Below are 23,140 nucleotides of genomic sequence, written 5' to 3'. Positions count from 1 at the left end.
TATGAATTGTTTTTATTCTTGTTAATTGGTATTCGTTACAGCATTTATCTTTTCCCATAAATCATTAAAATAATTTACTGAAATCTGACCTTGACTTGGTCCGTCTCCAAATCTTACAACAACTATATTTTCACTTGGTACAACTGCAATTATTTGTCCGTCATTTCCAAGAGCGGCATAAGTATCTTCTGGTGCATTTGTAGAAAGTGGACTCAATGTAATCGTTTGTAAACCTGGATACACAATAGAAGATTTCCCGTTTAACCAAGTTAAGTAACCATAAGACTCATTTATATTTTGAGAAGTAGTTGTCATTCTATTTACATAGCTTCCGCTAATTACATTATTTCCTCTCCAAACTCCTTTAGCAGATAATAATAAACCAAAACGAGCTGCATCTCTTCCTGTACTCCAATATATATTTTTACTATCTTCTTCTATCCATTCACCATTCATTCCAATTACCGATTCTAATCTTTGATCAGTAAAAGCATTGTAAGAAAGTCCTGAAACATTTTCAATTACATTTTTTAAAACTGTAGCTGTTCCTGTATGATAAAACCATTGTCTACCTTCATCAACTCTATATCTAAAACAATTAGGCGTATAACAATTCAAATTAACGTCGGTTCTAAAACCGGTTGTCATTGTAAGGTTATTTTTAATGGTTACTAGATTCTCTTTTTCCGGAGGTAAGCTAGTCCATCCTATACCTAAATGATCAGAAGTTTTATCGGAAACAGTTAACAAACCTTTACTTTCTGCTATTCCTACCAAACTTGCTGTTAGTGTTTTTCCTGCAGAAGCCCAAAACCATCTAGATTCTTGTGTAAACGCTCCTCCATTATCAAAGTTGGTTCCCCAATATTGTTCAAAAACTATTTTTCCTTCTTTTAATACTATAAATGCTCTCGTATCAGAATCTTCTAAAAAAGAATATAAATCTGGTACCTCAGCAGTATTCCATCCTAAACTTTCTGGAGTAACAGTTTCCCATTCACTGCCATCGTTTAATGGAAAGTAGTTCACATTACCAAACGTTATTTTAGCATCATTACAACCTAACAGAAATATAATGAAGAATATAGATGCTATTGTTATTAGTTTTCTCATTACTTATGGGGATTTAAGAATAGTTAGCTAATTTAGAAACAATTTATCATTAATAATATTGTAACTTTTAACTAAAATGTTCCCAATCTTTCCAAACTACTTCCAAACCTTGATCTTTTAACATCGTAGTTATCTCTTCTGTACTACGTTCATCTGAAATCTCAAACTGCTCTAAAGACTGAGGTTCAACAGCATATCCTCCAGGATTTGTTTTCGATTCCGCACTCATAGAAGTGATTCCTAATTGTACAATATGATTTCTAAAGATTTCATTTTCACGAGTAGAAATAGATAATTCTACATCTTCATCAAATAAACGATACGCACAAATTAACTGTACCAAATCAGCATCTGTCATTTCTACTTTAGGTTCTAAGCCTCCAGAATGTGGTCGTAATCTTGGAAAAGAAATGGAATATTTTGTTTTCCAGTATGTCTTTTGCAAATATTTTAAATGCAAAGCAGTAAAGAAACTGTCTGCTCTCCAATCTTCTAACCCGAATAAAGCTCCTAGTCCGATTTTATGGACTCCTGCTTTTCCCAAACGATCAGGTGTATCTAGTCGGTAAGAGAAATTAGACTTCTTCCCTTTCGGATGATGTTTTTTATACTCTTCTCTATGATAGGTTTCTTGATAAACTAAAACTGCATATAATCCATTTGCTATCAATAACTCATATTCATCTTGATCTAAAGGTTGCACTTCGATAGTAATATTCGAAAAATGTGGCTTTATTAATTGAATTGCATTATTAATATAATCTACACCAACAGTACGATTCGCTTCTCCTGTAACTAATAAAATATGATCGTAACCTTTATTTTTTAAAAACTCTACTTCTTTTAAAATTTCAGCATCTGTTAATGTTCGCCTTGGAATTTTATTTGTTAGACTGAATCCGCAATAGGTACAAATATTTTGACATTCGTTACTTAGATACATCGGAGCATACATTTGAATTGTATTTCCGAAGCGTTTTTTGGTTAACTGATTACTCAACTGAGCCATTTGCTCAATATAGGGTTTTGCAGCTGGTGAGATTAAAGCTTTAAAATCTTCTAAATCTCTTTTATCTGAAGCCAAAGCTCTTTCTACATCAAGAGATGATTTAGAAAGAATGTCTTTCATTACTGAATCCCAGTCGTAATTATCGAATATGTTTTCGAAAGTGTTCATTATTTTATTCTTAATGAATTCTTTAATCTTACATTTTCTTTTTCTATTGATCAAAAAAGAAACAAAAAATCTAGTCGTATTAGCTCTTCCCTCATAAAATCTCATCCTCGAAACTAAATGAGAAGAACTCGATTTGCTCAAACAGCTTTTCATTTTTTACGTTTCTTTCGGTGGATTTTATAGTTTGATCTAAATATGACATTTATACTTATTTAAATTCGTCATTGCGAATGAAATGAAGCAATCTAAAACTTTTAATTGAAAGATTACTTCGTCATTCTTCCTCGTAATGACGACAAACATTAACTCAAAAACGAAGTTAATGGGCTACTTGCTTCTGCATGCTTTTTCACTGGCGCTAATTTTGCCTCGTAAGCTATTCTACCAGCTTCAACAGCCATCTTAAAAGCTTTTGCCATTGCTACCGGATTTTGAGAAACTGCTATTGCAGTATTTACTAAAACTGCATCTGCTCCAACTTCCATAGCATGAGCTGCATGAGAAGGTGAACCTATTCCTGCATCTACAACTACAGGCACATTAGATTGTTCTACAATAATCTCTAAAAACTCTAACGTTTTTAATCCTTTATTACTTCCAATTGGCGCTCCTAATGGCATTACACATTGTGTTCCTACCTCTTCTAATCGCTTACATAAAACAGGATCGGCATGTATATACGGCATTACTATAAATCCTTTTTTCACTAATTCCTCAGTTGCTTTTAATGTTTCTATAGGATCTGGTAATAAATATTTTGGATCTGGATGTATTTCTAATTTTACCCAGTTTGTTTCTAAAGCTTCTCTAGATAATTCAGCCGCAAAAACTGCTTCTTTAGCATTTCTTACTCCAGAAGTATTTGGTAATAAATTAATTCGTTGATGATTTAAATGTGTTAAAACATCATCTTCCTCATTTTGTACATCAACTCTTTTAAGCGCTACTGTTACTAATTCACTTTCACTTTCTAATAAAGCATCGCGCATTAATTCTGAAGAACTAAATTTTCCTGTTCCTGTAAACAAACGTGATGTAAATGTTTTATCTGCTATTTGTAATGAACTCATAATAATTAGTTAGTTGTTTGTATCTAATTTAAAAACTTGCTCTTGTGAACTTCCTGCTTTTAAAATTTGATGAAATTTTGAAATGGAATTAAAATCTTTAGTTATTTCTCCTGATACTGCTATACCATGAATATTTGTTTCTAATAATGCCGATACATCTTCTAAAACAATTCCTCCAATGGCAATCACAGGAGTTTCTGTATTCAACTCTTCTAAAAGTACTTGATAACCTGCCAAACCTAAAGTCGGACTTAAATTTTTCTTTGTAGTTGTATATCTAAAAGGTCCTAAACCTATGTAATCTACTTTCTTTTCTAGTAAAGTTTTACAATCTTCTAAAGTATTTGCAGTTCCTCCTATAATGAATAAGTTTCCTAAGTATTTTCTCACTTCAGCCGGACAAGCATCTGTCTTTCCTAAATGAACTCCATCTGCTTTTACTTCTTCTGCAACTTTATAATGATCGTTTATGATTAATCTCGTTTGAAAATGACTCGTAATTTCTCTTGCTTTTTTAGCAGTTTCTAGAATAACCGCTTCTGTTTCATTTTTCAAACGAAGTTGTACCCATTCTGCTCCAGCTGTACAAGCACTTTGAATATTTTGTAAATGTGCTACAGGAGTTTCTCCTTGTGATATATATTGTAATTTACTTATCATTTGTTTTAGTTGTGATATCCTAATAATGTTTTGTTAGAACTCAATACTTTTTCGATGTAACGTTTTCCTTTAAAACATGATTTTACTAACGGATATTTTAAAGCAATGTAACTTGCAATTGCAGAAGATAACACACAACCGCTTCCATGCTTTTCAAATATTTTAATTCCTTTTTTAGGATTGAAAGGGTGTGTTTTCCCTTCGTTTGTGTATAAATAATCTACTCCTATCTTCTCAGGATGATGTCCTCCTTTTAAAAATACATGAGTTTTCGACTGAATATGATGTATCGTTTTTTCAATCGTTTTATCTTGATATAGATTTTGAATCTCTTGATAATTTGGAGTAATTAAATAGACCTTCTCTAAAATTTTATCGAAATCACTTTCACTGAAATCATTTTGAAACACAAAACCTGTAGATGATTTTAAAACCGGATCTAAAACAATTTTTGCTTCTGAATTTAATTGTAAAACCGTATCTATAATTTTAGATAATTTTTGCCAATCTTCAACAATTCCGATTTTAACAGTGGCAATCGAAAAACGATCAAACAAAACTTGAATTTGTTCCAAGATCGTTTCAATATCAATCCAATCACATTTCAGAAACTCTTTATCATTTTGAATTGTATTAGCAGTACAAACTGATAATCCGTAACATTTTAATTGCTCAAATGTTTTCACATCTGCGGTTAAGCCTGCTCCGTTTGATGGATCAAAACCTGCAATTGTTAATATGTATGGTCGTTGTTTCATTTATTATTTCAGTCATTACGATCGAAGTATGAGAGAAGTAATCTATTGTTCGATGAAAAGATTACTTCGTTTCACTCGTAATGACATTATTTAATTTCTTTTATATTGATCTTTTATATCTTCAAAACTTTTTATAGGATCTTCCGTATTCCAAACACCACCAAGCACACCAATACCTTTATAACCTAATTCTAATACTTTAGGAATTGTATTTGCGTTTACTCCACCCATTCCTATGATTGTTTTTTCGATATGGTTTACATCAAAACCTCTTCCTTCGTATCCTTGTTTAGATATTGAAGAAAAAACTGGGCTCAATAAGTGATAATCAAAATTGATTTCGCAAGCATCTAAAACCTCTGGTTCATGAAAAGAACTACTTACCTTAAAACCTTCAGACATGTATAAGGAAACATAACCTTCTAATTTTTCTCCTAAATCTAATCTAGGTTGTTCTTGAATATGAATTCCTTTCAATACAAACTCAGCACATAAATCATGAAACTGATGTATCATAATTTTTTGATAATGCTCTGTATTTATTTCTTTTAATAAACTTCTATATCCTTCAATATCAAAAGAAGGCTTTCTTAAATGCAATATTTCTAAACCATTATCAAACAGTTGATTTAAAAGTATTGCTTCATTTTCTAACTCTTTTTCTGAAGTAAGTACTATTAGCATTTTCAGTTATTAGTGGTAAAATTATCAGTGACCAATTTTTGATCACTGATAAATGTTTATTGTTTTATAAATATACTTCAGAACCTTTTTGCTTGAACTCTTCAGATTTTTCTTTCATTCCTTCTGCAATTGCATTTTCAGCTTCTAAATCTTTTTGAGCTGCATAATCTCTAACTTCTTGAGAAATCTTCATTGAACAGAATTTCGGTCCGCACATAGAACAGAAGTGTGCAATTTTAGCTCCTTCAGCAGGTAATGTTTCGTCGTGATATTCTCTAGCTAATTCTGGATCTAAACTTAAGTTAAACTGATCTTCCCAACGGAATTCAAAACGAGCTTTACTTAACGCGTCATCTCTATGTTGTGCTCCTGGATGTCCTTTCGCTAAATCCGCTGCATGTGCTGCTAATTTATATGTTACTACACCAGTTCTTACATCATCTTTGTTCGGTAAACCTAAGTGTTCTTTTGGTGTTACATAACATAACATTGCTGTTCCGTACCAACCAATCATTGCTGCTCCAATTCCTGAAGTAATATGATCGTAACCTGGAGCGATATCAGTAGTTAATGGTCCTAATGTATAAAAAGGAGCTTCACCACAAGCCTCTAATTGCTTATCCATATTGGCTTTAATCATATGCATTGGCACGTGACCTGGACCTTCAATGAAACACTGTACTTCGTGTTTCCAAGCGATTTTAGTTAATTCACCTAAAGTTTCTAATTCTGCAAACTGTGCTTCATCATTTGCGTCTGCAATACACCCCGGACGTAAACCATCTCCTAAAGAGAATGCCACATCGTAAGCTTTCATAATTTCACAAATCTCTTCGAAATGTGTGTACAAGAAACTTTCTTTATGATGCGCTAAACACCATTTTGCCATAATTGAACCTCCACGAGAAACAATTCCAGTAATACGCTTTGCTGTCATTGGAACATAAGCCAAACGAACTCCGGCGTGGATTGTAAAATAATCTACTCCTTGTTCAGCTTGTTCAATTAATGTATCTCTAAAAATTTCCCAAGTTAAATCTTCTGCAACACCATTTACTTTTTCTAATGCTTGGTAAATTGGCACCGTTCCAATTGGTACTGGTGAGTTACGGATAATCCACTCACGTGTTTCATGAATGTTTTTCCCTGTAGATAAGTCCATGATATTATCTGCTCCCCAACGACAAGCCCAAACTGCTTTTTCTACTTCTTCTTCGATTGAAGATGTTGTTGCTGAGTTACCAATATTTGCATTAATTTTCACTAAGAAGTTACGACCTAAAATCATAGGTTCTGCTTCTGGGTGATTTATATTTGAAGGAATTACTGCTCTACCTCTAGCAATTTCTTCTCTTACAAATTCTGGAGTAATTTTTTCTGGAATACTAGCACCGAAATCTTGACCTGGATGTTGTTTCGCTAAACGTGTCATTTCATCTATACGCTGATTTTCACGAATTGCCACATACTCCATTTCTGGAGTAATCATTCCTTGTTTTGCGTAATGTAACTGTGTTACATTTTTTCCTTCCTTAGCTCTATACGGCTTATTTAAATGATTAAATCGTAAATGATCTAAGCTTTTATCATTTAAACGTTCGTTACAATATTCTGAACTGAACTTATCTAACTGCTCTACATTTCTTCTATCTAAAATCCATTGCTCACGAATACGCTCTAAACCATTATGAATATTGATTTCTTTTTCTGGATCGGTATATGGTCCTGAAGTATCATAAACAGTTAACGGTTCATTTGGAGTACGAGCTTTTGTCATTGAATCTACAGTATCATTCAATGAAATCTCACGCATTGCTACGTTAATTTGAGGATGTAATTTACCTTTTACATAAATCTTTGTAGAATTTGGAAAAGGTTTCCTTGTAATTCCATCTTGTTTTGGAGCCGTATCTTTTTTCTTCATTGTGAAAGGTGTTTGTTTTATTATTAGTTTATCCGCCTTGAGTAGATCTTATGATTAATACATTATCATTTTCAGACAATGTATGACTTTCCCAATCAGACTTTTTTATAATCGAGTTGTTTATAGCTATAGCAATTCCGTTAGATTGAATTTGTAACGTTTCAATCATTCGATCTATAGTAGTTTCTTTTGAAAATATTTTGCTTGTGTCGTTTACTTTTACAGTTATCATATAAAACTAATTAAAGCAAACTCTAGAAATAGAAGATATACACATATATAAGTGTATACTAAAGTTAAAATAACTTTTCCCTCCGCTGGTATTAACCAAATCAGGTTCTAAGGATATTTCTCAAACTAGTAACCTAGCTACTCCTAAAGTTTATACTACAAATATAAGGCTTTATTCTTCAACTTAATAATTAAAAAAACTTCTTACCAATTATTCATACACTTATGTCTTGATTTTATACTCTAAAGGTATTATTACGCTTTTCATCTAACTCTTTTCTGAAATTTACAACAACTTAAACCTTAAATCATAAATATCATGTCAAATCAAACTGTAACTGACGAAAAAACATTAGTAGGAGGATGGACTCCTTATGGACCTGTAACTGCTGAAGACAGAGCTATTTTCGATGAAGCTTTAAACGGATTTGTAGGTGTTCATTACACACCAGAATCAGTTTCTACTCAAGTTGTTTCAGGAACGAATTATCGTTTTAAGTGTAATGCTTCTGTGCCACCATCTGAGGTTGTATGGGAAGCAATTGTTGAGATTCACCAACCATTACCAGGACAAGGTAAGCCTCATATTATATCTATTACAAGAATATAATTGTAAAAAAGCCAATTAGAAGTTTCTAATTGGCTTTTTAATTCTATAACTATTTATTATTCTTTAGTCTCTTATTAAAGGTAAAGTAGAACATCGTAATAAACCTTCTTGCTTTGCAATTTCAGCATAAGGCACCTCTTCTACGGTAAATCCTTTTTCTCGTAACCATGTATTTAATCTAGTAAAGTTTTTCTCAGATATAATTACATCTTCAGAAATAGAAAAAATATTACTATTCATATTATACATTTCTTCTTTAGAAATTTCAAACACATTTTCTTTACCAAAAAAATCTACTAACCATTCGTATTCTTTTTCTACTAAGAACCCGTTTTTATGTAGAATTGCTTTGTCTTTTCCTATAGGTTGAAAACAACAATCTAAATGCAATGCATTTTCTTTTGGATCTGTATTTGATTTTCTTAATTCAAATGCTTTAACAATTTTATCAGGAAATAACTCCTGTAAAGCAATTACAGCATCTGTATTTGTTCTAGCTGTAATATACTCAGAATAGTCTGCACCTGAATAGGTTCCTATAAAAATATAATCATTCCACGGCATTACATCCCCACCTTCAACATGACATTCTTCTGGTAATTCAATTACATTTTCTGGATCTACTTGAGCAACTACATGTTGTATTGCTTCGTATTCTCTTCCTCTATCAGGAAGAATATTAGCTTTCACTAATTTATTATCAATAACAAAAGCAATATCTCTAGAAAAAATTTGATTGTAATCTTTTATAACTTCAGGACGAAATACTTGAACATCATATTTTTTAAATACTGCAGCAACAGCTTCCATTTCCTGAATCATATCTTTTTCTATTGGATATGTTCCTGCTAAAACATTTTGTTTACTTTTAGGATCGTAACAATCTTCAGCTTTTGGAGTTGGACCATTGCTTTCTGCAGTTCCTAAAACTACTGCTCTTAATCTAGAAATTTCGTTTTTTACATTTAGTTGTAACATATAGCAAAAAAAATGTCATTCTGAGTTCAACTTCAGAATGACATTATATCATTTTAATTGTTTTTATCTTTTATTGATTTTTACGAAAGGGCGATAGTTCTCACCAGTGTAAACTTGACGAGGACGACCAATTGGCTCTTTACGTAAACGCATTTCTCTCCATTGAGCAATCCATCCTGGTAAACGTCCTAAAGCAAACATAACTGTGAACATTTCTACTGGAATATCCATAGCTCTGTAAATAATACCTGAATAGAAATCTACATTTGGATATAATTTTCTTTTTACGAAATAGTCATCACTTAAAGCTTCTTTCTCTAAACCTTTAGCAATATCTAATACTGGATCTTCAACTCCTAAATCATCTAATACTTCATCAGCAGCAACTTTGATGATTTTAGCTCTTGGATCGAAGTTTTTGTATACTCTGTGTCCGAATCCCATTAAACGGAATGGATCTTCTTTATCCTTAGCTTTAGCCATGTATTTCTTAGTATCTCCACCATCTGCTTTGATTCCTTCTAACATTTCTAAAACTGCTTGGTTAGCTCCACCATGTAAAGGTCCCCAAAGTGCAGAAATTCCTGCCGAGATAGATGCAAATAAACCTGCATGTGAAGAACCTACTACTCTTACAGTAGAAGTAGAACAGTTTTGCTCATGATCTGCATGTAAGATTAATAATTTATCTAAAGCATCTTTTACGATTGGGTTTATTTCATACTCCTCGTTTGGCTTTTCAAACATCATTTTCATGATATTTTCAACATAACCTAATTTACGAGAACCGTAGTTTAACGGTAAACCTTTGATTTTACGCATAGACCAAGATACTAATACTGGGAATTTACCCATAATCTTAACTATAGCGTTATACATTTCTTCTTCAGAATCTACATTCACAGAAGAAGGATTGAATGCTGTTAAAGCAGAAGTTAAAGAAGATAATAATCCCATTGGGTGTGCATTCTTTGGAAATGCATCAATAATCTTCTTGATATCGTCATCTACAATTGCGTTATCTAAAATATCGTTGTAGAATTTATCTAACTGCTCTTGTGTTGGTAATTCTCCAAAAATTAATAAGTAAGCTACTTCTAAGAAATCAGCTTTTTCAGCTAATTCTTCAATAGAATAACCTCTATAACGTAATACACCTTCTTCTCCATTTAAAAATGTAATAGCACTTTGACAAGAACCTGTATTCTTAAAACCTGGATCTATAGTAATTACTCCACCTGTAGCTCCTCTTAATGTTTTAATATCTATTGCAACTTCATCTTCCGTTCCTTTTATAATCGGAAATTCATAAGTGTTTTCGCCAACTTGTAACTTCGCTATTTCTGACATTTTTATATTTGATTTATTAATAATTGAAATGATGCACGAAGATACCATTTTTTAAAGTATATAAAAAATCTTCAACTATAGATTTTAGATATCTGAATAATAACTTTAGTTTATTTATTTTTTACTAAAAAATGGATCTCATTGTTTTTTTAGTCTAATGTTTTTAAAAAACATTACGTTAAAATTATCGTAAAAGTAAGTTTAAATATTATCAAAACTATCAAATTGGTTAACCAATTTTAAAATTTAATAATACTTTAATTTAAGGTAACAAAAAAGGCCTTGGTAAAACCAAGACCTTCAATATTTTTTGAAAAGAATTTATTAGATTTTAAATGCTTTTGTTTGTGGGTAATATGCCACATCACTTAATTCTTCTTCGATTCTTAATAATTGGTTGTACTTAGCCATTCTATCAGATCTTGAAGCAGAACCTGTTTTAATTTGCCCTGTATTTAATGCTACTGCTAAATCTGCAATAGTATTATCTTCAGTTTCTCCTGAACGGTGACTCATTACAGAAGTATATCCTGCGTTATGTGCCATATTAACAGCTGCAATAGTTTCTGTTAAAGTACCAATTTGGTTTACCTTAATTAAAATTGAGTTTGCAATACCATTCTCAATTCCTCTAGATAAACGCTCTACGTTAGTTACAAATAAATCGTCTCCAACTAATTGTACTTTATCTCCTACTTTTTCAGTTAAATATTTCCAACCGTCCCAGTCGTTTTCATCCATTCCATCTTCAATAGAGATAATTGGATATTTTTCTGATAATTCAGCTAAATAATCAGCTTGTTCTTTACTTGTACGAACTTTTCCTTTATCTCCTTCGAATTTTGTGTAATCGTATTTACCATCAACATAAAATTCTGCTGCAGCACAATCTAAAGCGATCATAATTTCATCACCTAATTTGTATCCAGCATTTTTTACAGCTAATGCAATTGTATCTAAAGCATCTTCAGTTCCATCTAAAGTTGGAGCGAAACCACCTTCATCACCTACTGCTGTAGATAAATTTCTATCGTGTAACACTTTTTTAAGGTTATGGAAAATTTCAGATCCCATTTTCATTGCATGTGAAAAGCTCTCAGCTTTAACAGGCATTACCATGAATTCTTGAAAAGCTATTGGTGCATCTGAATGTGATCCTCCATTAATAATGTTCATCATTGGAACAGGTAAAGTATTAGCACTTACTCCTCCAACATATCTATATAAAGGCATTCCTAATTCGTTAGCAGCTGCTTTTGCAACAGCTAATGAAACACCTAAAATTGCATTTGCTCCTAATTTTGATTTATTTGGCGTACCATCTAAATCAATCATCATTTTGTCGATTAAGTTTTGTTCGAAAACTGATACTCCTAATAATTCTTGAGCTATTATTGAGTTTACATTTTCTACAGCTTTAGCAACTCCTTTCCCCATATAATCATCTCCTCCATCACGTAACTCAACAGCTTCATGCTCTCCTGTAGAAGCTCCTGAAGGTACTGCTGCTCTTCCTAAAACTCCATTTTCAGTAGTTACATCTACTTCAACTGTAGGATTACCTCTAGAATCAAAAATTTGACGTGCGTGGATGTTGATAATAATACTCATCTTTTTATATTTTAGTTATTTTGGCTGTAGCTAATTTACAAATGCTACAGTATTTAAGGTTGATTTTTACTTAATTTCTACGAAATCGTTTTATTCTGATATTGGTAATAATCGTGAATCTAGTAGTGCTGCTTTTCTATGACCAGCTGTGGCTAAATAGGTTTTATCTTGAGCAAAACTCATAAACTTCTCTACTGATTCATGTTCTACTAGCAGTACATAATCCCATGTCTCATCTACAGGACCAATTACAAAATTCTTGCTACTACCTTTGAATAAAACTTTACTTCCGTATTTTTTGATACAAGGAAGCGTATGAATCATATATAATTCATACGCCTCTTTACCTGAAATTTCTTGCTTAGGTTTTATTATTTCTAAATTTGTATAATCTGCAACTTCTTTAAACTTTAACAAGTTGAGCATTACTATTTTTCCTTTACCTTGGTATTTTAAATAGAATTCTCTTCCTGATTCTTGAGTTACATCTATATACCTTTTCATAGAAACAACTATTTAACTTTTTTAATATTCTCTATGAATTGGTCAAATAAGTATTCTGAATCGTGTGGTCCAGGACTAGCTTCTGGGTGATATTGAACAGAAAATACATTTTTACTCTTCATTTTAATACCAGCTACTGTATTATCATTTAAATGTACGTGAGTAATTTCTACATCTGCATGTGCTTCTGTCTCCTCTCTGTTAATCGCAAAACCGTGATTCTGTGAAGTAATTTCTCCTTTACTTGTAATTAAATTCTTTACAGGGTGATTAATACCTCTATGTCCGTTATGCATTTTATAGGTAGAAATTCCATTAGCTAAAGCAATTACTTGATGTCCTAAACATATACCAAATAATGGTAAATTCTTTTCTATAACTTCTTTTGCTAAATTTTGAGCATCTACTAATGGCTCAGGATCACCAGGTCCGTTTGAAATGAAATATCCATCAGGATTCCACTCTTGTAAATCTGAAAACTTAGCATTGTAAGGGAAAACTTTAATATAAGTATCTCTCTTTGCTAAATTTCTTAATATATTTTTTTTGATACCGATATCTAATGCTGCAATCTTAATAGATGCATTCTCATCTCCAACATAATATGGTTCTTTGGTTGATACTTTAGAAGCCAATTCTAAACCTTCCATGTTAGGTACACTAGCTAATTGCTCTTTAAGTTTATCGATATTTTCTGTATCAGTAGAAATAATAGCATTCATTGCTCCATTTTCTCTAATGTAAGATACTAACGCTCTTGTATCAACATCTGAAATTGCAACAAGATTATGTTTTTCAAACCAATCTTTTAAGTTACCATCAGAATCTACTCTAGAATGTTCAAAACTAAAGTTTCTACAAATTAACCCAGAAATTTTGATTCCTTCAGATTCTACTTCTTCGTCATTAACTCCATAGTTACCTATATGAGCATTGGTAGCAACCATTAATTGGCCATAGTAAGAAGGATCAGTAAAAATCTCTTGATAACCTGTCATTCCAGTATTAAAACATATTTCTCCAGTAACTGTACCTTCTATACCGATAGATTTACCGTAAAAAATTGTTCCATCTGCTAATAAAACAAGAGCTTTCTTTCTAGTTGTGTATTTCATGTTAAAAAAGTTTGTCAAAAATAGTTTAAAAAAAAAGGATAAACAATTACGTTTATCCTTTATTATAATTAAATGCTAAGCATCTTATTCTTCTTCTTGTGAAGATTCAACATCAGCTACTGGTGCCGCCTCAGCTTGTTTAGCTCCACCACCACGACGACTACGACGAGTTGTCTTCTTAGCTTTCTTACTATTAGGATTGTATAATTCGTTGTAATCAACTAATTCTACCATTGCCATAGGAGCGTTATCCCCTTGACGATTTCCTAATTTGATGATTCTTACGTAACCACCTGGTCTATCACCTACTTTTACAGCTATTTCTTTAAATAATTCTGTAACAGCATACTTATTTCTTAAGTAACTGAATACTACACGACGATTGTGCATATTCTTTTCAGCTGTACCATTATTATCTGCTTTAGCTTTAGTGATTAAAGGCTCGATATACTTACGTAATGCTTTTGCCTTTGCTTCAGTAGTGTTAATACGCTTGTGCTCGATTAATGAACAAGCCATATTAGCTAACATAGCTTTTCTATGCGCAGTTTTTCTACCTAAGTGGTTAACTTTTTTTCCGTGTCTCATGACCTTTAGTTTTAGACTAACATCTTGCTCAACTCACTTTAGAGGAGCAAAATATGCTAACCTTGATTAATTTAATCTCTATCTAATTTATACTTTGATAAATCCATTCCGAAGCTTAAGCCTTTATTGTTCACTAACTCTTCTAATTCAGTTAATGATTTTTTACCAAAGTTTCTGAACTTCATTAAATCACTCTTATTGAATGATACTAAATCTCCTAATGTATCTACTTCTGCAGCTTTTAAACAGTTTAAAGCACGAACAGATAAATCCATATCAACTAATTTCGTCTTTAATAACTGACGCATGTGAAGTGACTCCTCATCATAAGATTCAGTTTGTGCGATTTCATCTGCCTCTAAAGTTATTCTTTCATCAGAGAATAACATGAAGTGGTGGATTAAAATCTTAGCAGCCTCTGTTAAAGCATCTTTTGGATTGATAGATCCATCAGTATCAATATCGAAAACTAATTTTTCGTAATCAGTTTTTTGCTCTACACGGAAATTTTCAACTGCATACTTTACATTTTTAATTGGTGTAAAGATTGAGTCTGTAAAAATTGTTCCTAATGGAGCTCCTGATTTTTTGTTTTCTTCAGCTGGTACAAATCCTCTACCTTTTTCTATAGTAATCTCAGCATTAATCTTTACAGATTTATCCATGTTACAGATAACTAAATCTGGATTTAACACTTGGAAACCAGAAATAAATTTCTGTAAATCACCAGCAGTTAACTGCTCTTGACCTGAAATTGCAATAGTAACTGTTTCTCTATCTGATTCTTCGATTTGCTTTTTGAAACGAACTTGTTTTAAGTTTAAGATCATTTCAGTTACATCTTCTACAACACCAGTAATAGTTGAAAACTCGTGCTCTACTCCATCTACTCTTAAAGATGTAATTGCAAATCCTTCTAAAGATGATAATAATACTCTTCTTAAAGCATTACCTACAGTTAAACCAAAACCTGGTTCTAATGGTCTGAATTCAAATCTACCTTTAAAATCAGTAGATTCGATCATGATTACTTTATCGGGCTTTTGAAAATTTAAAATCGCCATTTATTTTTCTTCGTTTTAATTGTTATCCAGTTGCGCGGTCCGTAAGTTTGAAGAAGAACAAACGGACCCTTTGGCTGGACACCAATATGGTTATAATTAATTTATTATTTAGAATATAATTCTACGATTAACTGCTCCTTAATGTTTTCAGGAATCTGTAATCTTTCTGGAGCCTTAACAAAAGTTCCAGATTTTTGTTCTGCGTTCCAAGTTAACCACTCGTATACAGCGCTATTTGAAGCTAATGCATTTTCGATAGCGTCTAAAGATTTAGACTTTTCTCTTACTGCGATAACATCTCCAGCTTTTAATCTGTATGAAGGAATGTTAACGATATCTCCGTTAACAGTAATGTGACGGTGAGAAACTAACTGACGAGCAGCTCTACGAGAAGTAGCTATTCCTAAACGGAAAACAGTATTGTCTAAACGAGATTCACATAATTGTAATAAAACCTCACCAGTAATACCACCAGAAGCCTGAGCCTTCTTGAATAAGTTACGGAATTGACGCTCTAATATACCGTAAGTATACTTAGCTTTTTGCTTTTCCATTAACTGTACAGCATATTCTGATTTCTTTCCTCTACGTTTAGCATTACCGTGTTGCCCTGGAGGATAGTTTCTTTTTTCGAAGTTCTTATCATCTCCGAAGATCGCTTCACCGAATTTACGAGCGATTTTAGTTTTTGGTCCTGTATATCTTGCCATTTCTTAAAATTTAAGCAGGGATTGTGAATTAAGGCGTACTCCTTCGACAATCAAATTTCCTACTTTGTTAAAATATAATTATACTCTTCTTCTTTTAGGTGGGCGACATCCATTGTGTGGAATTGGAGTTACATCAATGATTTCTGTAACCTCGATTCCTGAGTTATGGATAGATCTGATAGCAGATTCTCTACCGTTACCTGGTCCTTTAACATACACTTTTACTTTGCGTAAACCTGCTTCTTTAGCAACTTCAGCACAGTTTTCAGCTGCTAACTGAGCAGCGTAAGGTGTATTTTTCTTAGACCCTCTAAATCCCATTTTCCCTGCAGAAGACCATGAAATTACATCTCCTTTTTTATTAGTCAAAGAGATGATAATGTTATTGAACGATGCAGTGATATGAGCCTCACCTGTAGACTCAATTACTACTTTACGTTTTTTAGTTACTTTAGATTTTGCCATGATTCTTTACTAGTTTAGTAAAAATAACCTAACGATTATTTTTTCTTGTTTGCTACAGTTTTTCTCTTACCTTTTCTAGTACGAGAGTTGTTTTTAGTTCTTTGTCCTCTTAAAGGTAATCCAAGTCTGTGACGGATTCCTCTTTGACAACCGATGTCCATTAAACGTTTAATGTTTAATTGAACTTCTGAACGTAATTCACCCTCAATAGTGTACTTTCCAACTTGCTCACGAATAGCTGCAATTTGATCATCGTTCCAATCTAGAACTTTTATGTTTTCGTCTATGTTAGCATCTGCTAAAATATCTTTAGCTCTGCTTCTTCCTATACCAAAGATGTATGTTAAAGCGATTACACCTCTCTTATTCTTTGGAATATCAATACCTGCGATTCTTGCCATAACTAACCTTGTCTTTGTTTAAATCTAGGATTCTTTTTGTTAATTACATATAACCTGCCTTTTCTGCGTACAATTTTACAGTCGGCACTTCTTTTCTTTAATGATGCTCTTACTTTCATCAGTGTGTTTTTTTAATATCTGTAAGTAATTCTTGCCTTAGTCAAATCATAAGGACTCATTTCTAACTTTACCTTATCTCCTGGTAAAAGTTTGATATAGTGCATACGCATTTTACCTGAAATGTGTGCCGTAACAATATGTCCATTTTCTAATTCTACACGAAACATTGCATTAGATAATGCTTCTGTAATAGTTCCGTCTTGCTGAATTGCTGGTTGTTTAGCCATATTACTTTAATGATTTTCTATTAGTATTACCTGTTTTCATTAAACCATCGTAACGACTGTTTAATAAATATGAATTAATTTGTTGAATTGTGTCTATTGCAACACCTACCATAATTATTAATGAAGTACCTCCATAAAATAGCGCCCAGTTTTGAGTAATTCCAAACTTCATTGCTATTGCTGGTAAAATAGATAAACCTGCTAAGAATAAAGAACCTGGGAAAGTAATCTTAGATAAAACTGAATCTAAATGATTAGCAGTTTCTTCACCTGGCTTATATCCAGGAACAAAACCGTTGCTTCTCTTTAAATCTTCAGCCATTTTATTTGTAGGAATAGTTATCGCTGTGTAGAAATAACTAAATACTATAATCAATAATGCAAAAATCAAATTATACCAAAATCCACTAACATCTCCTAAACTAGATAATGCTGTATATTTTTGACTTAAAGTGATTGGTAAGAACATGATTGCTTGAGCAAAGATGATTGGCATTACACCAGCAGCATTTAACTTTAATGGTATATACTGTCTTGCTCCTTCAACATCTTTAATGTTTGCGATAGCAGTTCTTCTTGCGTATTGTACAGCGATCTTACGAACAGCTGTTACAAGTAATACTGTTAATAATATTACAACAAACCACACTAATACTTCAATTAAAATCATCATTATACCACCACCTCCAGCGTTTGTAGTTTTGGCAATAAACTCTTGCACAAAAGCAGCTGGGAAGTTAGCGATAATACCTACCGTAATTAAAAGAGAAATACCGTTACCAACACCTTTGTCAGTAATTCTTTCTCCTAACCACATTGCAAAAATTGTTCCTGCAGTAAGTAATATCATTGAAGATAACCAGAAAGTTGCTCCTCCAATTAAGAAAGCTGATTCAGGTAATCCCATCTGAGTTTTAATAAAAGTAATGTACGTAGGCCCTTGTACTAATGTAATTAATATAGTTAACCAACGTGTAATTTGTGTAATTTTCTTACGTCCACTCTCTCCATCTTTTTGTAATTTCTGTAAATAAGGAACAGCAATTCCCATTAACTGAACTACAATCGATGCAGAAATATAAGGCATAATACCAAGTGCCATTACTGACGCTCTAGCAAATGCCCCTCCTGTAAACATATCTAATAAACCTATAAGTCCTCCTGAAGCATTATTTTTTAACGCTGATAATTGTAATGGATCTACTCCAGGTAATGGAACTGCAGACATAAATCGATATACAGCGATTAAAACAATAGTTAAAATTAATTTATCTTTTAACTCTTCTATCTTGAAAATGTCTCTTAAAGTGTTTATAAAGTTCATTGTTTTACAGGGGTTATAAAGTTACTGCCTCACCTCCAGCTGCTTCGATTGCTGCTTTTGCTGTTGCTGTAAATTTGTGTACAGTAATATTTAATTTAGCTTTTAATTCACCACGTCCTAAAATCTTTACAAGATCATTTTTACGTGCTAATCTATTTTGAACTAAAATTTCCATATTTACTGTATCAGTAATTCTTCCGTTTTCTACTAACTCTTGAAGTTTGTCTAAGTTTACACCAACATATTCTTTACGATTAATGTTAGTGAAACCAAACTTAGGCACACGTCTTTGAAGTGGCATTTGCCCTCCTTCAAATCCGATCTTTCTAGAGTATCCTGAACGAGATTTAGCTCCTTTATGTCCTCTTGTAGAGGTACCACCATGTCCAGATCCTTCTCCACGAGCAATTCTCTTCCCGCTTTTAGTTGATCCAGCTGCTGGTTTTAAGTTATGTAAACTCATTTTATTATCTTCTTATTTAATTTCTTCTACAGAAACTAAGTGTTGAACTTTATTTACCATACCCAAAATTGTAGGTGACGCATCATGCTCTACAGTTTGGTTCATTTTACGTAATCCTAAGGCCTCTAACGTTCTCTTTTGATTCTTAAGGCGACCTATTTGACTCTTTACTTGTGTAACTCTAATCTTACTCATCGTCTTAATTTTTATCCGTTAAATACTTTCTCTAAAGAAATACCTCTTTGTCTAGCTACTGTTTCTGCACTACGTAATTGTAATAATGCGTCAAAAGTTGCTTTTACAACATTGTGAGGGTTAGATGATCCTTGAGACTTCGATAATACATCATGTACTCCTACTGATTCTAATACGGCACGTACTGCACCACCTGCGATAACTCCGGTACCATTTGAAGCTGGTTTAATAAACACTTTTGCTCCACCGAATTTACCTTTTTGCTCGTGTGGTAATGTTCCGTTTAAAAGAGGAATACGAACTAAATTTTTCTTTGCATCTTCTACTGCTTTAGCAATTGCAGAAGAAACATCTTTAGATTTACCTAATCCATGTCCAACAACTCCTTTACCATCACCTACTACTACGATAGCAGAAAAACCGAATGCTCTACCTCCTTTAGTAACTTTAGTAACACGTTGAACTCCTACTAATCTGTCAACAAGCTCTAATCCGCTTGGTTTTACTCTTTCTACGTTTTTATATCCTAACATAATATAATTTCTTAAAATTTTAAACCAGCTTCTCTTGCAGCGTCTGCTAACACTTTTACTCTACCGTGGTATAAGTAACCGTTTCTATCGAATGCAACAGTTTCTAATCCAGCTTTAACAGCTTTTTCAGCTATTGCTTTCCCTACTGATGCAGCAGCTTCTGCTTTAGAACCAGATGCAATTTCTTTATCTCTAGATGAAGCAGATGCTATTGTAACACCGTCTACATCATTTATTATTTGAGCATAGATTTCTTTATTACTTCTGAAAACTGATAATCTTGGTTTTTCAGCTGTTCCAGAAACAACTTTTCTAATTCTATACTTTATACGTTGTCTTCTTTCAAGTTTTGATAATGCCATAACGCTAATTATTATGCAGATTTACCTGCTTTTCTTCTAATCACTTCACCTACAAACTTAACTCCTTTACCTTTATATGGCTCTGGCTTACGGAAAGAACGAATCTTTGCTGCAACCTGTCCAACTAATTGCTTATCGTGAGAAGTTAATTTAACGATTGGGTTTTTACCTTTTTCAGATACTGTCTCAACCTTTACCTCTGGCGCTAACTCTAAAACAATGTTATGAGAAAATCCTAAAGCTAAATCTAATTTTTGACCTTGATTAGATGCTCTATAACCTACTCCAACTAATTCTAACTCTTTAGTGTAACCTTTGCTAACACCTTCAACCATGTTATTGATTAAAGCTCGGTATAAACCGTGTGCAGCTTTGTGTTCCTTACTATCTGATGGTCTCTCTAATGTTAAAGTACCATCTTCAATCTTTAAAGTAATATCAGAAGTTAACTTTTGAGTTAATTCTCCTAACTTACCTTTTACTGTAACCACGTTATCGTTTACTTTAACTTCAACACCTTGTGGTAATGTGATTGGGCTTTTACCTATTCTACTCATCTTACAAAATGTTTAATATTAGTAAACGTAACATAATACCTCTCCTCCAACATTCTCTTGACGTGCTTTCTTGTTAGTCATCACACCTTTAGAAGTTGAAATAATTGCAATTCCAAGACCATTTAATACTCTTGGCATTTCTTTAGCACCTACATACTTACGTAAACCTGGTGTAGATACTCTTTGAATTTTTCTGATAACTGGCTCTTTTGTTACACGGTCGTATTTTAAAGCTATCTTGATAGATCCTTGAACAGAATCATCTTTAAATTGATAACTTAAAATGTACCCTTGATCAAAAAGAATCTTAGTCATCTCCTTCTTCAATTTTGAAGCTGGAACTTCAACTACTCTGTGTCCTGCAGCGATTGCATTTCTCACTCGAGTTAAAAAATCCGCGATTGGATCTGTATACATACTAAATTAATTTCGGTTTTGGTTTTTAGCAGCTTCTGTTGTCCCTACGAAATTCGTAACTACTAAACCTGAAACCAGTTAATACTTATTTATCTTGCTTTCTTAGACAAACTTTTGCTTGCTATTGTTCACAACAAAGCGCAATTTACCCTCTGAAAACAGTGTGCAAATATACATAAAGTTTTCGAAAAAAAAAGGCTTTTATTAATTATCAGTTTGACTATTAATTTATTGGTGTTTTTTGATGAATTTTTTAATCATAAAAAACATGTTATTAAACATAAAATATTTTTAGAATTAAATCTTTTTATTTTTCATTCCAAACAAAAATCTTATCCATTTAAAAGGATATATTAAAAGTATGTAGGATAATGTGATCAATATTAATGACGAAGTAAATAGGATAATTATTTTTGAAAAGATATTTGCCTCTAATCTAATGATATAATAACCTAAAACAATAATAATTGTTTGATGTAAAATATAAAAAGGGTAAACTGCTTCATTTAATTTACTAAGTAATTCACTTTTTTTATTTAAAAAGACTTGGCTATAACCTAATATTGTAATTATAGCTGACCATGATACTAGAGAAGAAATAGCATACCACAATCTCCATCTGTTATCTAAGGAAACGTAAGGTTTTATAATGTTTCCTGGGATAAAATAATAACAATAAAATAATATTGTAAAAAAGATAAGCAGTTTAAAATTGAGTTTTCTTTTATTCAATAACAAATTCCATAAATCTCCTGTACTTGTTATTACAATTCCACTGAAAAAAAAGAAACCAAAATATAGAGTAGATGATGGATTGATAAAGATTTTTGAATCACTTAGAAAAAATTCTTTTGTGGCTAATCTGATAATAAGTAATACCAAAACCCAAGAAATAAACCCATATTTTTTAGTATTATTTATTATCCATTTTTTTAGTTTAATACTTGCATTTGATCTTATAAATAAAATAAAAGGTATAAACACAATTGACATTAAAAACAAGTTCTCTATAAACCATAAATGATTCACATTGAATTTTAGCACTAAATCAGGATAAGCATTTAAATATGATTTATAGCTATCTAAAGATTCAAAAAAAGTTTGTGGAGGAATTATCAATAAAACTCCAAAAATTAAAGGGATCAAAAGTCTAAGCATTCTTTCCTTAATAAACAAAATACAACTTCGCTTTGAAAAGGCGAAAATAGTACCTACACCAGAAATAAAAAATAAAAGAGGAAGTCTAAATTGTTCAAAATACACCATAGTATCATCCAATATTTTACTATGAGTTTTATTCATGATATGAAAATCATCACCATTAAATGGCATTAAAACATGGTGAAGAAAAACAGCAAAAACTGAAATCACTCTCAACCAATCTAAATCGAATCGTCTTTGTTTTGACATTTGAAATATTTTAAAATTCTAGTCAAAACTAAATAGTTAGAAAACGATACAATTTGATTTATAAAGGTTTGGGACAAATAACATTAGATTTGTAATTAGTAACAAATATAATTATTACGAAATTTGACTATGTACTATTAAGGAAGTGTTTCTTCATTTACAGATTCAGGATGATATTCATCTTTTAAAGATAGTTTAAAAACATTGGCAGTAGTATTATACCAAAATGCTTTCCAGCCACTCCTAAACTCCCTAATATTATTAAAAACGGTCTTGCCTGTTTGACGATGAATCAGCTTTATCAGTAAACGACCCTCGGTACGTGTCATCTTCTTTATCTGATCCGTTAACTCCTCCTCCAAATACTTCTGAACGCGTTTAACATATTTGCGCTTCTTTCTCTTTAAGTATTCTTTTATTTTTTGTGGAGTTAATTTTGGGATAAAAAAAAATCCGATTAGTAGTATTACTAATCGGATTTTGTTTAAAAGAAAGGCGACGACCTACTCTCCCACCAGT

29 protein-coding genes, 1 pseudogene and 1 riboswitch are annotated in these 23,140 nt (G+C 32.2%); of the genes and pseudogenes, 1 reads left to right on the top strand and 29 read right to left on the bottom strand.

Features of this window, described 5'->3' with window-relative positions; genetic code table 11:
• Positions 1 to 21: 21 nt before the first annotated feature.
• The 8 genes from Q1A15_RS18455 to thiS form a co-directional block, all read right to left on the bottom strand.
• Positions 22 to 1,113, bottom strand: a complete 1,092-nt coding sequence (locus Q1A15_RS18455) for a serine hydrolase (protein WP_299627488.1) — start codon at positions 1,111 to 1,113, stop codon at positions 22 to 24.
• A gap of 67 nt (positions 1,114 to 1,180) precedes the next feature.
• Positions 1,181 to 2,290: a 2-iminoacetate synthase ThiH gene (gene thiH, locus Q1A15_RS18450; RefSeq protein ID WP_299627486.1), complete on the bottom strand. Its 1,110-nt coding sequence runs from the start codon at positions 2,288 to 2,290 to the stop codon at positions 1,181 to 1,183.
• 302 nt (positions 2,291 to 2,592) lie between these two features.
• Complete coding sequence (locus tag Q1A15_RS18445; RefSeq protein WP_299627690.1) at positions 2,593 to 3,363, bottom strand: thiazole synthase; 771 nt, start codon at positions 3,361 to 3,363, stop codon at positions 2,593 to 2,595.
• 6 nt (positions 3,364 to 3,369) lie between these two features.
• The gene (thiE, locus tag Q1A15_RS18440; protein ID WP_299627484.1) at positions 3,370 to 4,020 is read right to left on the bottom strand and encodes a thiamine phosphate synthase; all 651 of its coding nucleotides are present in this window, start codon (positions 4,018 to 4,020) and stop codon (positions 3,370 to 3,372) included.
• A 5-nt stretch (positions 4,021 to 4,025) separates the two neighbouring features.
• Positions 4,026 to 4,778 (bottom strand): hydroxymethylpyrimidine/phosphomethylpyrimidine kinase, encoded by a 753-nt coding sequence (locus tag Q1A15_RS18435; protein ID WP_299627482.1) that lies wholly within the window; start codon positions 4,776 to 4,778, stop codon positions 4,026 to 4,028.
• A 90-nt stretch (positions 4,779 to 4,868) separates the two neighbouring features.
• Entirely contained in the window at positions 4,869 to 5,462 is a 594-nt protein-coding gene (locus Q1A15_RS18430; protein ID WP_299627480.1) for a thiamine phosphate synthase, read from the bottom strand.
• Positions 5,463 to 5,526: 64 nt separating this feature from the next.
• Entirely contained in the window at positions 5,527 to 7,386 is a 1,860-nt protein-coding gene (thiC, locus tag Q1A15_RS18425; protein ID WP_299627478.1) for a phosphomethylpyrimidine synthase ThiC, read from the bottom strand.
• A gap of 28 nt (positions 7,387 to 7,414) precedes the next feature.
• The gene (gene thiS / locus Q1A15_RS18420) at positions 7,415 to 7,618 is read right to left on the bottom strand and encodes a sulfur carrier protein ThiS (RefSeq protein ID WP_299627476.1); all 204 of its coding nucleotides are present in this window, start codon (positions 7,616 to 7,618) and stop codon (positions 7,415 to 7,417) included.
• A 60-nt stretch (positions 7,619 to 7,678) separates the two neighbouring features.
• A riboswitch (TPP riboswitch) is annotated at positions 7,679 to 7,773 on the bottom strand.
• A gap of 163 nt (positions 7,774 to 7,936) precedes the next feature.
• On the opposite strand from thiS, the gene Q1A15_RS18415 reads away from it, so the two are divergent.
• A complete protein-coding gene (locus Q1A15_RS18415) occupies positions 7,937 to 8,227 on the top strand; it encodes a hypothetical protein (RefSeq protein ID WP_299627474.1) in 291 nt (96 codons plus the stop codon).
• A 63-nt stretch (positions 8,228 to 8,290) separates the two neighbouring features.
• Here Q1A15_RS18415 and Q1A15_RS18410 read toward each other — a convergent pair whose 3' ends face one another.
• The 21 genes and pseudogenes from Q1A15_RS18410 to Q1A15_RS18310 form a co-directional block, all read right to left on the bottom strand.
• Positions 8,291 to 9,205, bottom strand: coding sequence for an arginine deiminase-related protein (locus Q1A15_RS18410; RefSeq protein ID WP_299627472.1), 915 nt, complete (start codon positions 9,203 to 9,205; stop codon positions 8,291 to 8,293).
• 63 nt (positions 9,206 to 9,268) lie between these two features.
• Complete coding sequence (locus Q1A15_RS18405) at positions 9,269 to 10,555, bottom strand: citrate synthase (protein WP_299627470.1); 1,287 nt, start codon at positions 10,553 to 10,555, stop codon at positions 9,269 to 9,271.
• A gap of 324 nt (positions 10,556 to 10,879) precedes the next feature.
• Positions 10,880 to 12,166, bottom strand: coding sequence for a phosphopyruvate hydratase (gene eno / locus Q1A15_RS18400; RefSeq protein WP_299627468.1), 1,287 nt, complete (start codon positions 12,164 to 12,166; stop codon positions 10,880 to 10,882).
• 90 nt (positions 12,167 to 12,256) lie between these two features.
• Positions 12,257 to 12,670, bottom strand: a complete 414-nt coding sequence (locus tag Q1A15_RS18395; protein WP_299627466.1) for a DUF1330 domain-containing protein — start codon at positions 12,668 to 12,670, stop codon at positions 12,257 to 12,259.
• A gap of 8 nt (positions 12,671 to 12,678) precedes the next feature.
• Entirely contained in the window at positions 12,679 to 13,785 is a 1,107-nt protein-coding gene (gene carA, locus Q1A15_RS18390) for a glutamine-hydrolyzing carbamoyl-phosphate synthase small subunit (RefSeq protein WP_299627464.1), read from the bottom strand.
• A gap of 84 nt (positions 13,786 to 13,869) precedes the next feature.
• The gene (gene rplQ / locus Q1A15_RS18385; protein WP_299627462.1) at positions 13,870 to 14,373 is read right to left on the bottom strand and encodes a 50S ribosomal protein L17; all 504 of its coding nucleotides are present in this window, start codon (positions 14,371 to 14,373) and stop codon (positions 13,870 to 13,872) included.
• 71 nt (positions 14,374 to 14,444) lie between these two features.
• On the bottom strand, positions 14,445 to 15,437 hold the full coding sequence (locus Q1A15_RS18380; RefSeq protein WP_299627460.1) for a DNA-directed RNA polymerase subunit alpha: 993 nt from the start codon (positions 15,435 to 15,437) through the stop codon (positions 14,445 to 14,447).
• A gap of 104 nt (positions 15,438 to 15,541) precedes the next feature.
• Positions 15,542 to 16,147, bottom strand: coding sequence for a 30S ribosomal protein S4 (gene rpsD / locus Q1A15_RS18375; protein ID WP_299627458.1), 606 nt, complete (start codon positions 16,145 to 16,147; stop codon positions 15,542 to 15,544).
• Between the two features lie 78 nt (positions 16,148 to 16,225).
• The gene (gene rpsK / locus Q1A15_RS18370) at positions 16,226 to 16,612 is read right to left on the bottom strand and encodes a 30S ribosomal protein S11 (RefSeq protein WP_095074006.1); all 387 of its coding nucleotides are present in this window, start codon (positions 16,610 to 16,612) and stop codon (positions 16,226 to 16,228) included.
• A gap of 35 nt (positions 16,613 to 16,647) precedes the next feature.
• Positions 16,648 to 17,013 (bottom strand): 30S ribosomal protein S13, encoded by a 366-nt coding sequence (gene rpsM / locus Q1A15_RS18365; protein ID WP_299627450.1) that lies wholly within the window; start codon positions 17,011 to 17,013, stop codon positions 16,648 to 16,650.
• A gap of 2 nt (positions 17,014 to 17,015) precedes the next feature.
• Positions 17,016 to 17,132, bottom strand: a complete 117-nt coding sequence (gene ykgO / locus Q1A15_RS18360; protein ID WP_010181906.1) for a type B 50S ribosomal protein L36 — start codon at positions 17,130 to 17,132, stop codon at positions 17,016 to 17,018.
• Between the two features lie 12 nt (positions 17,133 to 17,144).
• Positions 17,145 to 17,360 carry a translation initiation factor IF-1 gene (infA, locus tag Q1A15_RS18355; RefSeq protein WP_068206835.1) on the bottom strand — a complete coding sequence of 72 codons (216 nt, stop codon included), beginning with the start codon at positions 17,358 to 17,360 and terminating at the stop codon, positions 17,145 to 17,147.
• Position 17,361: 1 nt separating this feature from the next.
• Positions 17,362 to 18,684: a preprotein translocase subunit SecY gene (secY, locus tag Q1A15_RS18350; protein ID WP_299627448.1), complete on the bottom strand. Its 1,323-nt coding sequence runs from the start codon at positions 18,682 to 18,684 to the stop codon at positions 17,362 to 17,364.
• 13 nt (positions 18,685 to 18,697) lie between these two features.
• Positions 18,698 to 19,147, bottom strand: coding sequence for a 50S ribosomal protein L15 (gene rplO, locus Q1A15_RS18345; RefSeq protein WP_299627446.1), 450 nt, complete (start codon positions 19,145 to 19,147; stop codon positions 18,698 to 18,700).
• A 12-nt stretch (positions 19,148 to 19,159) separates the two neighbouring features.
• On the bottom strand, positions 19,160 to 19,342 hold the full coding sequence (gene rpmD / locus Q1A15_RS18340) for a 50S ribosomal protein L30 (protein WP_299627444.1): 183 nt from the start codon (positions 19,340 to 19,342) through the stop codon (positions 19,160 to 19,162).
• Positions 19,343 to 19,353: 11 nt separating this feature from the next.
• On the bottom strand, positions 19,354 to 19,878 hold the full coding sequence (gene rpsE / locus Q1A15_RS18335; protein WP_299627688.1) for a 30S ribosomal protein S5: 525 nt from the start codon (positions 19,876 to 19,878) through the stop codon (positions 19,354 to 19,356).
• A gap of 8 nt (positions 19,879 to 19,886) precedes the next feature.
• Complete coding sequence (gene rplR, locus Q1A15_RS18330; RefSeq protein WP_299627442.1) at positions 19,887 to 20,237, bottom strand: 50S ribosomal protein L18; 351 nt, start codon at positions 20,235 to 20,237, stop codon at positions 19,887 to 19,889.
• Positions 20,238 to 20,248: 11 nt separating this feature from the next.
• On the bottom strand, positions 20,249 to 20,794 hold the full coding sequence (gene rplF / locus Q1A15_RS18325) for a 50S ribosomal protein L6 (protein WP_299627440.1): 546 nt from the start codon (positions 20,792 to 20,794) through the stop codon (positions 20,249 to 20,251).
• 18 nt (positions 20,795 to 20,812) lie between these two features.
• Positions 20,813 to 21,211, bottom strand: a complete 399-nt coding sequence (gene rpsH / locus Q1A15_RS18320; RefSeq protein WP_299627438.1) for a 30S ribosomal protein S8 — start codon at positions 21,209 to 21,211, stop codon at positions 20,813 to 20,815.
• 297 nt (positions 21,212 to 21,508) lie between these two features.
• A complete protein-coding gene (locus tag Q1A15_RS18315; RefSeq protein ID WP_299627436.1) occupies positions 21,509 to 22,621 on the bottom strand; it encodes an acyltransferase in 1,113 nt (370 codons plus the stop codon).
• Positions 22,622 to 22,770: 149 nt separating this feature from the next.
• Positions 22,771 to 23,025: pseudogene (locus Q1A15_RS18310) on the bottom strand (DUF4294 domain-containing protein); the annotation flags it as partial.
• Between the last annotated feature and the right edge of the window lie 115 nt (positions 23,026 to 23,140).

The sequence above is a fragment of the uncultured Tenacibaculum sp. genome (assembly GCF_947495995.1).
GTDB lineage: Bacteria > Bacteroidota > Bacteroidia > Flavobacteriales > Flavobacteriaceae > Polaribacter.
This window is presented reverse-complemented; position numbering and strand designations above follow the sequence as displayed.